The organism is Curtobacterium sp. SL109 (genome assembly GCF_026672405.1).
Classification (GTDB): domain Bacteria; phylum Actinomycetota; class Actinomycetes; order Actinomycetales; family Microbacteriaceae; genus Curtobacterium.
In genome coordinates, this window is the sequence record NZ_JAPPRB010000002.1 from 3,460,515 (window position 1) to 3,472,962 (window position 12,448).

Annotated in this window: 13 protein-coding genes, 1 tRNA gene and 1 pseudogene; 6 read left to right on the forward strand and 9 right to left on the reverse strand. The window is 71.3% G+C overall.

Annotation, left to right across the window (positions count from 1 at the left end):
• Nucleotides 1-131: 131 nt before the first annotated feature.
• From OVA28_RS19245 to OVA28_RS17800, 3 genes and pseudogenes are all read right to left on the reverse strand, one after another.
• Nucleotides 132-230: pseudogene (locus OVA28_RS19245) on the reverse strand (zf-HC2 domain-containing protein); the annotation flags it as partial.
• The gene (locus tag OVA28_RS17795) at nt 227-706 is read right to left on the reverse strand and encodes a sigma-70 family RNA polymerase sigma factor (RefSeq protein ID WP_323743317.1); all 480 of its coding nucleotides are present in this window, start codon (nt 704-706) and stop codon (nt 227-229) included. The pseudogene OVA28_RS19245 and the gene OVA28_RS17795, both read right to left, overlap by 4 nt.
• Nucleotides 707-738: 32 nt before the next feature.
• Complete coding sequence (locus tag OVA28_RS17800; protein ID WP_268097920.1) at nt 739-1,428, reverse strand: YceI family protein; 690 nt, start codon at nt 1,426-1,428, stop codon at nt 739-741.
• Nucleotides 1,429-1,556: 128 nt separating this feature from the next.
• Here OVA28_RS17800 and OVA28_RS17805 point away from each other — a divergent pair, with 128 nt between their 5' ends.
• Nucleotides 1,557-2,162 (forward strand): helix-turn-helix transcriptional regulator, encoded by a 606-nt coding sequence (locus OVA28_RS17805; RefSeq protein ID WP_268097921.1) that lies wholly within the window; start codon nt 1,557-1,559, stop codon nt 2,160-2,162.
• Nucleotides 2,163-2,227: 65 nt separating this feature from the next.
• On the opposite strand, the gene OVA28_RS17810 is transcribed toward OVA28_RS17805, so the two are convergent.
• From OVA28_RS17810 to OVA28_RS17820, 3 genes are all read right to left on the reverse strand, one after another.
• Entirely contained in the window at nt 2,228-2,659 is a 432-nt protein-coding gene (locus OVA28_RS17810) for a YsnF/AvaK domain-containing protein (protein ID WP_194661699.1), read from the reverse strand.
• Nucleotides 2,660-2,743: 84 nt separating this feature from the next.
• Nucleotides 2,744-3,514, reverse strand: a complete 771-nt coding sequence (locus tag OVA28_RS17815; RefSeq protein ID WP_268097922.1) for a mechanosensitive ion channel family protein — start codon at nt 3,512-3,514, stop codon at nt 2,744-2,746.
• A 131-nt stretch (nt 3,515-3,645) separates the two neighbouring features.
• Nucleotides 3,646-4,542, reverse strand: coding sequence for a PRC and DUF2382 domain-containing protein (locus OVA28_RS17820; protein WP_268097923.1), 897 nt, complete (start codon nt 4,540-4,542; stop codon nt 3,646-3,648).
• A gap of 264 nt (nt 4,543-4,806) precedes the next feature.
• Between OVA28_RS17820 and OVA28_RS17825 the strand changes: the two genes are divergently transcribed.
• Together OVA28_RS17825 and OVA28_RS17830 are read left to right on the forward strand one after the other, a co-directional pair.
• A complete protein-coding gene (locus OVA28_RS17825) occupies nt 4,807-5,523 on the forward strand; it encodes a TetR/AcrR family transcriptional regulator C-terminal domain-containing protein (RefSeq protein ID WP_194661696.1) in 717 nt (238 codons plus the stop codon).
• Nucleotides 5,524-5,562: 39 nt separating this feature from the next.
• Nucleotides 5,563-5,748: a hypothetical protein gene (locus tag OVA28_RS17830; RefSeq protein WP_194661695.1), complete on the forward strand. Its 186-nt coding sequence runs from the start codon at nt 5,563-5,565 to the stop codon at nt 5,746-5,748.
• 100 nt (nt 5,749-5,848) lie between these two features.
• Here OVA28_RS17830 and OVA28_RS17835 read toward each other — a convergent pair.
• The 3 genes from OVA28_RS17835 to OVA28_RS17845 form a co-directional block, all read right to left on the reverse strand.
• Nucleotides 5,849-5,921: transfer RNA gene (locus OVA28_RS17835), tRNA-Arg, on the reverse strand.
• 106 nt (nt 5,922-6,027) lie between these two features.
• Complete coding sequence (locus tag OVA28_RS17840) at nt 6,028-6,813, reverse strand: dienelactone hydrolase family protein (RefSeq protein WP_268097924.1); 786 nt, start codon at nt 6,811-6,813, stop codon at nt 6,028-6,030.
• Nucleotides 6,814-6,887: 74 nt separating this feature from the next.
• On the reverse strand, nt 6,888-8,309 hold the full coding sequence (locus OVA28_RS17845) for a glucose-6-phosphate dehydrogenase (protein WP_268097925.1): 1,422 nt from the start codon (nt 8,307-8,309) through the stop codon (nt 6,888-6,890).
• Nucleotides 8,310-8,388: 79 nt separating this feature from the next.
• Between OVA28_RS17845 and OVA28_RS17850 the strand changes: the two genes are divergently transcribed.
• The 3 genes from OVA28_RS17850 (at nt 8,389) to OVA28_RS17860 (ending at nt 12,357) form a co-directional block, all read left to right on the forward strand.
• Nucleotides 8,389-9,546 carry a Gfo/Idh/MocA family protein gene (locus OVA28_RS17850; RefSeq protein WP_268097926.1) on the forward strand — a complete coding sequence of 386 codons (1,158 nt, stop codon included), beginning with the start codon at nt 8,389-8,391 and terminating at the stop codon, nt 9,544-9,546.
• Nucleotides 9,543-10,469 (forward strand): sugar phosphate isomerase/epimerase family protein, encoded by a 927-nt coding sequence (locus OVA28_RS17855; RefSeq protein WP_268097927.1) that lies wholly within the window; start codon nt 9,543-9,545, stop codon nt 10,467-10,469. Before OVA28_RS17850 ends, OVA28_RS17855 begins: the two co-directional genes overlap by 4 nt.
• A 73-nt stretch (nt 10,470-10,542) precedes the next feature.
• A complete protein-coding gene (locus tag OVA28_RS17860; protein ID WP_268097928.1) occupies nt 10,543-12,357 on the forward strand; it encodes a thiamine pyrophosphate-requiring protein in 1,815 nt (604 codons plus the stop codon).
• The last annotated feature ends 91 nt before the right edge of the window (nt 12,358-12,448 follow it).

Consider the following 12,448-nt stretch of genomic DNA (forward strand, 5'->3'; position numbering starts at 1 on the left):
GCGAGGGTGCTCTCGGAGGCCGGGACGAGCCTCCAGTCCGTGTCCGCGATCTCGACCGCTTGGTCAGCGGGGAGCTTCCCGAGCAGTCCGGGCAACCCGGCGAGCTCGGCGACGGCGTCCGCACAGCGGTCGCACGTGGCGAGGTGCCGTTCGTACTCGAGCCGCTCGTCCTGCGGCAGCGCGCCGAGCACGTACGCGGCGTCCCACTCGGTGTACCGGTCCTCGTTCATCGGGTCACGCCTCGTTCCTGCAGTGCGAGCCGGAGGGCCCGGAGCCCGTAGTGCAGGCGCGACTTCGCGGTGCCCTCGGGGATGTCGTTCCGCCTGGCGATCTCCGGGACGGTGTGGCCGAGCCAGTAGGCGTCGACCACGACCCGCTGGTGTTCCGGCGACAGGGTCGTGAGCGCGTCGGCGACCACGATGCGGTCGAGGACGGCGTCGGTGCGGTCGGCCTCGACGCGGTCCACGGGGTCGTCGCTGCCGTGCTCCCGCCGGTTCCTGGCGGAGCGGGCGTCGTCGACGACCAGGTTCCGCGCCACGGTGAACAGCCACGCGCGGACGCTGTCCGGCGATCGTTCGAGCACGGCCGGGCGCTGCCAGGCGCGCACCATCGTCTCCTGGACGACGTCGTCGACGGTCGAGCCGTCCCGCGTCAGGTGCCGGACGTACCGGGTGAGCGCGTCGCCGTGCTCACGGTGGAGCGTCACGAGCAGTTCGTCCGCGGACCGGCTCGCCACGGTCACCGTGCCAGGTCGAGGGAGAACTCCACGGAGCCCTTCCCGTCCACGGTCACGAAGCCGAGCGAGGGAGCCGTCACGCCGTAGTCGGCGAAGGTGACCGGCACGGACCCCGCGACCTGCACGGTGCCGTCCTCGCCGACGGCGACCTGGGCGTCGGCGGTCACCGGCTTCTCGACCCCGTGCAGGTCCATCGTCCCGGTCAGGGAGACGTCCTGCGTCGTCCCGGCGAGCGCCTGCGACACGTCGACCGGCTTCGTCACCGTGAAGGTGGCGGTCGGGAACTGGTCCGTCTCGAGGGCCTTCGAACGGAAGTAGGCGTCGCGGGCTGCCTCGGGCGTGCTGATCTTCGCCACCTGGACGGTCACGGTGGCCTTCCGGAGCTGCCCGCGGTCGACCGTGGCGTCCGCCTCCACCTGCTTCGTCCGTCCGACCACGTCGACATCCTGGCCCTGCAGGACCTCGTGCACCCGGTAGCCGGCGTACGACGTGTCGCGGCTGGTCCAGGTGCCGTCCGCGTCGGAGGCGTCGAGGGTGGCGGACGAGCTCGGTGCGAGGCTCGGGGCGGCGGCCGCCTGGCCGTTGACGACGTTCGCGTAGATGAGCGGGCCGCCGATCAGGGCGGCGGCGCCGACCACGACGACGCCGGTGGTGATGCCGATGATGACCTTGGTGCGAGTTCGGAGTCCCATACCCGGACGACGAGACAGGGCGACGGATCGTTCAACGCCGCATCGCGCGCAGGCGAAGGAGGTACGCTGCGCAGGCAACGTCGTTGCTGGTCCCGCCTTCACGCATCTCCGCGGCGCCTCTCCCCCTGGTGCGTAGAGGCGACAGCATCCCCACAGAGCGCGATCCCGAATCCCGTCCGACCGAGGCCGTCGTCCTGACGCAGTACTGGGCACACGTCACGGCCCACGTCCGGTTCATCCTCGACAGCCACCCCGTCGGCAGCTCGGACGACGTCCGGAGGATCGCCACGCGGTACCTGGAGTCCGCGGCGAAGGTCGTCCCCGCCGGCCTCCGGCGCGACGTCGACGAGCACGAGGCACCGCGCACGGTCGGCCGGGCCGTCACGTTCATCCGGGCCAACCTGCTCCAGCACGTCACGGCCGTCGACATCGCCGCGGCTGCCGGCACCTCGCCGCGTGCGCTCCAGCTCGCGTTCCGCCGCGCACTCGACCTGACGCCGATGGAGTACGTGCGTGACGCGCGGCTCACCGCGGCCCACGCGGAGCTCCTGGTCGACGGCCACACGTCGATCGGGCAGATCGCGCTGAAGTGGGGGTTCTCGAACCAGGGTCGGTTCGCGGCGGCCTACCGCCAGCGGTACGGCGAGACGCCCACCCAGACTCGTGGTCGCCTCGACCACACCCAGGACGGAGGCTCGGAGGCTCGGAGGCCGCGTCCGACACGGAGGCGCTGACGGCCTGACCGGTCTGCCGCGTCGTTCGGCCTGACGGCCGGTCGCTGGTGCCGGGCGTCGCTGGCTCAGCGGCGCGTGTCGGGGTCCCGCGTGCTGTCCTCGTCGACGGTGACCTCCTCGTGCCGGAGCACCGCGTCGACCGGGTGGTCCTCGGTGACGGTGTGGACCGTGAGCGTCACGCGCTCGACCGGCACGATCCGCTTGGACACGACGACCTGCTCCTCGTGCAGGACCACCACGACCGGTTCCCGGGCCGGCGCCGGGCTGTCCGCGGGCAGGGCGGGACCGTCGGCGAGGGGTTCGCGGACGAGCCGGACCTCCTCGCGGCGGACGTCGACGGTGATCGTCCGCTGCTCGGTGACGATGAAGCGTTCGAGCCGGACCCGCTCGGTGGCGTGCACCTCGGTGCCGACGAGGAGGCGTTCCTCGTGGCGGACCACGGTGGCCTCCTGGTCGTCGTCACCGGGGGCGGGCTGCGGGACGTGGTGGTCGGTCATGGTTGCTCCGATGCGCGGCGGGGTGGTGCGGGGACGCGCGACGGCCCCGCTCGTGGGAGCGGGGCCGTGGCACGAGTGTGCTGGTCAGCGGGCGCGGTGGGCGCTGCTGGTCGACGACTGACTGGCCTGCTTGGCCGTGGCAGCAGCCTGCTTGGCCTGCTCGGCGACGGACGGCGCGTTCTGCGCGTGCTGCTGGATCTTCGGCGCCTCGGCCTCGGCCTTCGTCAGGATGGACTCCCAGCGCTGCTGCATCGGCTTGATGAGCCCGCCACCGGCACCGACGATGACGACGCCGGCGATGATCGCGAGGACCGCGATGAGGATCGGGGTCGTGACCGTCGTGGCGATGCCGACCTGGTTCAGCGCGGCGGTGGCCCCGAGGAACAGGATGAACACGGCGGCCACGTTGGCGAGGACCTTGCCGTAGGACAGGCCGCCGAGGGTGTTCTGGATCAGGCCCTTCACGCCGGCGGCGATCGCGGCGGCGATCACGATGATGATGATCGCGACGATGATCTTCGGCAGGAAGCCGATGATGCCCGCGAGCAGGTCACTGACCGGGTTCCGTCCGAAGACACCGAACGCGAACTGGAGCACGAACAGCACCAGCGTGTAGTAGATGATCTTCGACACGATGTCGGAGGCGTCGAGCTTGGAGTTCGCGAGTGCCTTCTTGATGCCGCCGCGCTCGACGGCGCGGTCGAAGCCGACCTTCGTCAGCAGGCGCGACAGGCCCTTCTCGATGAGCTTCGCGACGATCAGGCCGACGACGAGGATGAGCAGGAACAGGAGTGCGAGCGGGACGAACGCGATGACCGCGGCGAGTCCGTTCTGCAGGGCAGCGGGGAAGTTCATGGGGGTGGCCTCTCGGGCGCAGGGCGCATGGCGCGGGGCGTCGCGTGCGGGTGCAGCGAACGGGTGGTGCAGCGTGCAGGGAGGCGGGCGACCGGCCGGAGGGTGCCGGTCCGGTCGCCCGCGGTCAGTGCCTAGGAGCGGGCGTCACGGTCGACGGCCGAGGTGTCGGTCGTCGTCGTGCCGTCGGTGCCGGGCTCGACGAGCTCGATCTCCTCGTGCGCGACGTCCTCGTTCACCGTCTGCTGCTCGGTGACGGTCTCGGTGCCGAGGCTGACGCGCTCGACGGGGACGGTCTCCTTCGCGGTCACGACGCGCTCCTCGGTGAGGACGACCTCGTGCTCCTCCTCGCTGAGGTCCGGACCGGCGAGGGCGTCGGCCGCGTTGGCGTCGGTGATCGGCTCGCGGGAGAGCGTGACCTCCTCGTGGCTCACCGGGACGTTCGTGGTGACGTTCTCGGTGACGATGTGCTTCCGCAGGCGTGCGCGGCCGGCCTCGACGCGCTCGGTGCCGACGTGGAGACGCTCCTCGGAGCGGGTCATCGCGTCGTCCGTGGTCGGGCCGGAGGTGTCGTGGCCCTGGGGGCCGTGGTCGTTCGTGCCGTGGTCGTTCGTGCCGTGGGCGTCCGTGCCGTGGTCGCCCACGCGCTCGGCGTCCACGCCGCGGTCGGCGTCCTGGTCGTAGAGCGGGGACTCGGTCGGGGCACCGTGGGTGGCGACGTCGCCGTTGCCGTAGTACGAGTACAGCGCCTGCTCCTCGGACGGGTCGAGCTCGCCGTCGGCGTCGACGCGGGGGGCGTCCTTGACGAAGGCCTTGTCGTGCGTGACGTGCACGGCGCTGCCGTCGAAGGTCGCGTCGTCGAGCGGCGCGAAGGACTCCGAGGTGCCGAACAGGCCGGTGCGGATGGTGACCCAGGTCGGGGCCTGGGTGTCGTTGTCGACGTAGACCTGTCCGACGGTGCCGATCTTGGCGTCGTCGCTGCCGTACACGTCGGCGCCGACGAGCTGGTTGACGGTGCTGCTGTCGATCATGGTGGTGCTCCTTTTCCCCGGCGTGGTCGACCGGGTTCGGTGTGAGGAGAGACGAGGCGGTTGCTCGGGTGGAGCTCGATGGCGCTGTGGGGCAGAGAACACGGACGGGTCCCGCGTGCCGGCACAGGTGCCGCCTCGGTTGACTTACGGTGTAAGCCGGTTCGGAGCTTACAACGTAAGTCGGGCTATCGTGAAGGACTGCGCCCGGCGGACTTCCGGAACGCGCATCGCGGCCGGTGGACGGCAGATCTGTGAGGAACTCCCGTGGCGGAACGCACGAAGGCGAACCGGGCCGGAGCCACCGGTCCCCGACTCAGCCGCGAGCTCATCATCGCGGCGGCGCTGAGCCAGATCGACGAGTCCGGTCCCTCGGGACTGTCGATGCGGTCCCTCGCGCAGGAGCTCGGCGTCGAGGCCATGTCGCTGTACCGGTACGTGCACGGCAAGGAGGACCTGCTCGAGGGCGTCGTCGCCTCGCTCATGAGCGAGCTCACCGCGCAGCTCGACGAGGCCGAGGGCGACCACTGGCAGGCGTTCCTGCAGACCGTCGCCCACGAGGTCCGCCGCATCGCCACCGATCACCCGAAGGCCTTCCCGCTCGTGGCGACCCGCCACCCCGCCGCCCCGTGGCTCCGTCCGCCACTCCGGAGCGTCGAGGTCGTCAACACCTTCCTCACTGCGCTGACCGAGGCCGGGTTCTCGGACCCCCAGGCGGTCAACGCCTACCGCGCGTTCAGCAGCTTCCTGCTCGGCCAGCTCCTGCTGCAGTCCGTGGTCCGCGGCGCCGAGGCCGGGCCGGCCGAGGAACCCCTCGACGAGGGCGGCGCCGACGTCCCCCAGGGCGACGGCAGCATGTCCCTCGACGTCGCCCCCGAGGTCCGGCGACTCCGCACCCTGCTCAGCGAGGACCGCAGCGACGAGGAGTTCGAGGTCTCGCTCGAGGCCCTGCTCGACCGCCTCGACCGCGACGTCTCCCAGTAGCTGCGACCCCTCCGTGCGGGTGCGCGTAGCGTCCGGGCCATGAGCGACGACACCACAGGACAGTCAGCACCCGACGGCTCGACCGACGTCAGCGACGAGGAGCGTCAGCGCACCGCCGACCTCGGCGACGGATCGAGCACCGGCAACGCGACCGAGGACCCGCACCAGGACAGCGACGTGGACTCCGGCGGCGAGCCTGCCGCGCCGGAGAACGACCAGGCCTGAGCCGGTCCGACGACCAGCGGAACGACGAAGGGCCCCGGCGATGCCGGGGCCCTTCGTCTGTTCGTTGTTGCCTGCTGGTCAGTTGCCTGATCCAGCCCTGTGCGCTCGAAGGGACTCGAACCCCCAACCTTCTGATCCGTAGTCAGATGCTCTATCCATTGAGCTACGAGCGCATGGCTGCCGAAGCGGCCGTGGAAGACTCTACAACAGGTGCGGCCCCCGCGCCAATCGAGCCGGGCTCGACGCCGAGGTCGGCGTGTCGCCCGGCTCGGAGACTGGTCAGACGGTGGCGAGCTCCTCGCCGAACACCTCGGCCAGGAACACCTGGAGCGCCTGCCACGAGCGGCGGTCGGCGCGCTCCTGGTACTGCGCACCGTGGTCCGGAGCGTCGGTCCCGGGGACGGCGAAGGCGTGCATCGCCCCGGCGTACGTGACGACCTGCCAGTCGACCTCGGGCGCCCCGCGCATCTCGTCCTGCCACGCGTGCACGGTCTCGTCGGGGACGACGGGGTCGGCTGCACCGGTGAGCACGAGCAGCTTCGTGCGGATCTGGGCCGCGTCCGAGGGGTCGTGCACGATCAGGCCGCCGTGGAACGACACCGCGCCGGCCAGGTCGGCACCGGTGCGGGCGAGCTCGAGCGCCGCGGAACCACCGAAGCAGTAGCCCAGCACGACGATCCGGGAGTGGTCGACGTCGGGGTCCTCGCGGAGCCGGTCGAGGCCCGCCTGCACCCGCGCCCGCATGAGCGGCAGGTCCTGGTAGAACGACCCGGCGACCTCGGCCGCGGTGTCGTCGCCGGGGCGGACGCCCTCCCCGTAGACGTCGGCGCCGAAGGCCACGTACCCCTGGCGCGCGAGCATCGTGACGCGGGCCTCGACGTGCTCGTTCACCCCGTGCCAGTCCTGGATGACGAGCACGGCCGGGCGGGGGCCGGACACGGCGTGGTCCTTCGCGAGGACACCGGCGAGGGTGGTCCCCTCGTGGTCGTAGCGGACGGGCTCGACACGGATGTCGGCTCCGGCGGGTTCGGGAACGGTGGCGAGGACGTCGTCGGTCGTGGTCATGCCACGGACGCTACGCGCCCCCGCCACGGCGCCAGCCGAGCGCAGCGCATGACGCCATGGCCGAGCAACGCCGGTCAGCAGTCGATGTTGTCCCAGCCCTCGGGCCCCTCGGACCCGGCGGCGTAGTCGTCCAGCGGCGTCGTGCCGGCCTTCCACGCGGTGACGAAGGGCTCGACGACCTTCCACCCCTGCACCGCGCTGTCCCCGCGGACGGAGAGCGTCGCGTCACCCTCGAGCACGCCGGCGAGGACCTCGCCGTAGGCGCTGAGCCGGCCGGGGTTGAACGTCGTCTCGAGCACGGTGTGGTCGATCGTGTACGGGTCGCCGGGGCCGTTGACGTTGAGCTCGAGGTCCATCTTGTCCGGGGCGATCCAGATGCGGAGCCGGTCGGGTCGCTGCACCCCGGTCAGCCCGTCGGGCACGTGCGGGGAGTCCTTGAACGTGACGACGATCTCGCGACGCTGGGCACCGAGGGCCTTGCCGGACCGCAGGGTGAAGGGCACGCCGGCCCAGCGCCAGTTCGCGATCTCGAGCTGGATCTGCGCGAGCGTCTCGGTGCCGATCGACGGGTCGACGCCGTCCTCGTCGACGTAGGACGGCAGCTGCCGGTCGCCCACGGTCCCCGCCGTGTACCGCGCCCGGCGCCCGGCGGTGAGCGGGTCGCCGCCCCAGGGCCGCACGGCGCGGAGCACGAGTTCCTTCTGCGTGCGGAGGTCGTCGGCGTCGATCGAGGCGGGGGCCTCCATCGCGACGACGGCCATGACCTGCAGCAGGTGGCTCTGGATCATGTCGACCAGGGCGCCGGCCTTGTCGTAGTAGCGCGCACGGCCTTCGAGCCCGAGGGTCTCGTCGTAGACGATGTCGACGCGCTCGACGTGCACGGACGACAGCAGCGGCTCGATGATGCGGTTCGCGAAGCGCAGGCCGAGCAGGTTCAGCACGGTGGACCGGCCGAGGAAGTGGTCGACGCGGTGGATGCGGGACTCGGGCAGGAACGAGTGCAGCAGGTCGTTGAGGTGCTCGGCGCTCTCGGCGTCGGTGCCGAAGGGCTTCTCGAGCGCCAGGCGGGTGCCGGCCGGCAGGTCGAGGTCCTTGAGGACGGCGCAGCTCTTCTCGGTGACGGCCGGCGGCAGTGCGAAGTAGACGGCCGGGTCGTGGTGGCAGTCCGCGAGCAGGGCCTTCAGGTCGTCGGCGCTGGTGACGTCGGCCTTGCGGTAGCTCGAGGCGTCGACGACGTCCTGCAGCCGCTTCGACAGGGTCGCGGTGCCGGATGCGCCCTCGTCTTCCTCGTTCTTCGACGCCTGTGCGTCTTCGAACGCGTCGTGGACGAGTCGCTTCCAGTCGGCGTCCGGGATGTCCTCCACGCCGGCCCCGACGAGCTGGATCTCCCAGTCCTCCTTGACCTCCAGCAGGGTCGCGAGGCCCGGCAGCAGCAGTCGCTTGGACAGGTCCCCGCTCGCGCCGAGGATGAGCAGTGTGGTCTGGAGGCTCGCCATGCCCCAGACCGTACCCACCGGTTCCGGTGCGTGGTCGGCTGGTTCCAATACTGTGGGCGCGACGGCGCGAGGGAGCCCCATGACGAATGACGAGACCGGACGACGCCTGCGCGTGGTCGTCGTGGGCACCGGGATGATCGCCGCGGTGCACGTGCGCGCCGCCAGGGCCGCCGGGGCCGAGGTGCTCGGGGTCCTCGGCCGGAACCCGGAGCGGTCCGTGCAGGTCGCGGCGCAGCTCGACGTCCCGACCGGCTACGCGTCCCTCGACGACGTGATCGCGGACCGGCCCGACGTCGTGCACGTGTGCACGCCGAACGACCAGCACCACCCCCAGGCGCTCGCGGTCATCCGCGCCGGCATCAACGTCGTGTGTGAGAAGCCCCTCGCGGTGTCGAGCGAGCAGGCCCTCGAACTCGAACACGCTGCGCGCACGGCCGGGGTCGTCGCGACGGTGCCGTTCGTCTACCGCTTCCACCCGATGGTGCGTGAGGTCCGGGCGAAGATCGCCGACGGTGACCTCGGCCGCGTGCTCGCGGTGCACGGCCACTACCTGCAGGACTGGATGCTCGACGAGGACTCGTCCTCGTGGCGGGTCGACGCCGGCGCCGGCGGGATGTCGCGGGCGTTCGCCGACATCGGGTCGCACTGGTGCGACCTGGTCGAGTTCGTCACCGGCGAGCGCTTCGCGTCCGTCAGCGCCGTCACCGACATCGTCTTCCCGACCAGACCGGCCGCGTCGGGGCCGTCCTTCTCCGGCTCCCCCGACCCGGACCCGATCGCCGACGCCAGCACCCGCGCCGAGGTCACGACCGAGGACACCGCCGTCGCCACCTTCCGCACCGGGACCGGTCGCATCGGCAACGTCGTGATCTCGCAGGTGTCCGCGGGCCGGAAGAACCGGCTGTGGTTCGAGGTGGACGGCACCCGCGGCTCGGCGGCGTTCGACCAGGAAGCCCCCGAGTCCGCCTGGTTCGGCAACGAGCGCGGTGCGCAGATCCTGGTCCGCGACCCGTCGCAGGGGTCCGTCGACCAGCGCCGTCTGGCGGTCGTGCCGTCCGGACACCCGCAGGGCTACCTGGACGCCTTCGCCGCGTTCGTCGCCGACACGTACACCGCGGTCCGCACCGGCGTGGCCCCCGACGGGCTGCCGACGTTCGCCGACGGGGCACGGTCCGCGCAGATCATCGACGCCGTCGTCGCCAGCGCCGGCGACGACACCTGGAAGGAGATCGCATGAAGCTCGGGATGCTGACCGCGTGCCTGCCCGGCTGGTCGCTCGACCGGATCGCGGACTTCGCCCAGGGACAGGGCTACGAACGCCTCGAGGTCGCGGTCTGGCCCGGCACCGGCGGCCGGGACTTCGAGGCGGCACACCTGCCCGTCGCGACCCTCACCGACGAGGACGCGGCCGCGACCCGGGAGCTGCTCGACCGCACCGGGCTCGAGATCAGCGCCCTCGCCTACTACGAGAACAACCTGCACCAGGACCCCGCCCGTCGCGCGGAGATCCGCACGCACCTCAAGCACGCCGTCGACGCGGCGCAGACGCTCGGGGTCCCCTACGTCGGCACCTTCATCGGCCGCGACATGACGAAGTCGGTGCGCGAGAACATGGCCGAGGGCGACCGGGTCCTGCCGGAGCTCGTGGACTACGCCGGCGAGCGCGGCGTGCAGCTCATCATCGAGAACTGCGTGATGGAGGGCTGGCACCCCGACGGCTACCCCGGCAACATCGCCTACTCCCCCGAGCTCTGGGGCTGGGTGACGGGGCTCGGCTTCGGTCTGAACTGGGACCCGTCCCACCTGACCTGGATCGGCATCGACCCCGTCGAGACGATCCTGCCGTTCGCGGAGCACATCGTGCACGCGCAGGCGAAGGACCTCGAGCTCTTCCCCGAGCGACGGAACGCGTACGGCTTCTTCGGCAAGGTGGACAAGGGCGACGACCCCTGGGACATGGGCTGGTGGCGGTTCCGCGTTCCGGGTCGCGGGGTCGTCGACTGGCCGCACGTGGTGGACCGACTGTACGAGGCCGGCTTCACCGGCACCCTCTCGGTCGAGCACGAGGACCCGCTCTGGGGCGGCACGGACGAGAAGGTCCTCGAGGGCCTGCGCATCGCGCACCGCACCCTCCGTCCGCTGATCGCGGAAGACGACTGACTGGAGGCTCGGATCTGCCTGAGGACTGCGATCCCTGGGAGCCGGTCCGCGCGCTCCCGCGCACGCTGGGTGCATGGGACAGACCGTGAGCGACTTCGTCATCGACCGCATCAAGACGTGGGGCGTCTCGCGCGTCTTCGGGTACCCGGGTGACGGGATCGGCGCCTTCGACGGCGCCCTGGGCAAGGCCGCCGGGAAGGGCGAGGGGCTGGAGTACGTCCGGCCCACGCACGAGGAGATCGCCGCGCTGATGGCGACCGCGCACGCCAAGTTCACCGGCGAGGTCGGGGTCTGTGTCGCGACGTCGAGCCCGGGCGCCTTCCACCTGCTGAACGGGCTGTACGACGCGCAGATGGACAACCAGCCCGTCGTGGCGATCGTCGGCCAGCAGGGGCTCGCGTCGATCGGGTCGTTCACGCAGCAGGAGTCGAACCTGGAGCGGGTCTTCGCCGACGTCGCCTGCTACGTGCAGACCGTCGCCACCCCGGAGGCCGTCGGGGTCGTCCTCGACACCGCGTTCCGCACCGCGTCGCTCCGGAAGCAGCCGGCCGTGGTGATCCTGCCCCACGACGTGCAGGCGATGTCCTACGACGCCCCGCCGCTCGAGCACTGGGCGTCGCGGTCGAGTGACGTGCCGGCCTCCACGCGGATCACGCCGCCCGCCGACGAGATCCAGAAGATGGCGGACATCATCAACGCCGGGTCGAAGGTGACGTTCCTGGTCGGTGCCGGTGCCCGCGGTGCAACGGAGCAGGTGCTCGCCGCCGCCGAGAAGGTCGGCGCCGGCATCATCACGGCGCTCCGCGGCAAGGACGTGATCCCGTCCGACGTGCCGTACCACTCGCAGCAGCTCGGCCTGCTCGGGTCGCTGCCGTCGCTCCACCAGATCCGCGACTGCGACACGCTCGTGCTGCTCGGGACGAACTACCCCTACGGCGAGTACATGCCGAAGAGCGGGCAGGCGCGTGGCATCCAGGTCGACATCAAGCCGGAGCAGCTCGGCCTGCGCTACCCGACCGAGCTGAACCTGTGGGGCGACGTCGGGTCGACGCTCGACGCGGTGCTGCCGCTGCTCGAGCAGACGGACGACACCGCGTTCCAGGACACCGTCGCGTCGGAGATGCGCGAGTGGGAGTCCGAGATGCGGGCGCAGGCCGAGGTCGAGTACTCCGACGGCGTGAACCCGCGCCGGGTCATCCAGGCGGTGAACGACCGACTGCCCGAGGGCGTGACCGTCACCGCGGACGCCGGCACCACGGCGGACTGGTACGGCCACCACATCCGGCTGCGGAAGGGCATGCGCGGCGACATGTCCGGACGCCTGGCGACGATGCTCGCGGCGATGCCGTACGCCGTCGCCGCGAAGTTCGCGTTCCCCGACCGTCCCGCCGTCTGCACGATCGGCGACGGCGCGTTCCAGATGCTCGGCATGAACGAGCTCATCACCGTGAAGAAGTACATGGCGGCCTGGCCGAACCAGCAGCTCGTCGTCGTGGTCATGCACAACGACGACCTCGGGCAGGTCTCGTGGGAGATGCGCACCGAGGACGGCAACCCGATGTGGCCCGGGTCGCAGGACGTCGAGACGATGGACTACGCCGGGTACGCCACGCTGCTCGGCTTCCAGGGCATCGCGGTGCACGAGGACTCCGAGGTGGACGCCGCCGTCGAGCGCGCCTTCGCGCACCAGGGCGTGACCCTCATCGACGCCTACGTCAGCCGGAACGTGCCGCCGCTGCCGCCCCACATCACCAAGGAGTACGCGATCAACACGGCGAAGAGCCTGCTGAAGGGCGACCCGGTGGAGCTCGGCGTGGTGAAGGACTCGGCGAAGGCGATGGCGACCGAGGTCACGGAGCGGGTGAAGGGCGCGCTCGGGCGGGACTGACGCAGTCTGGGGTGGCTCTGCCGGCCGCTGTGTGAACACCGTGTGACGGTCGCGAGGCTCCCCTGGCGCGTCGGCTGTACGTCCTCGTAGG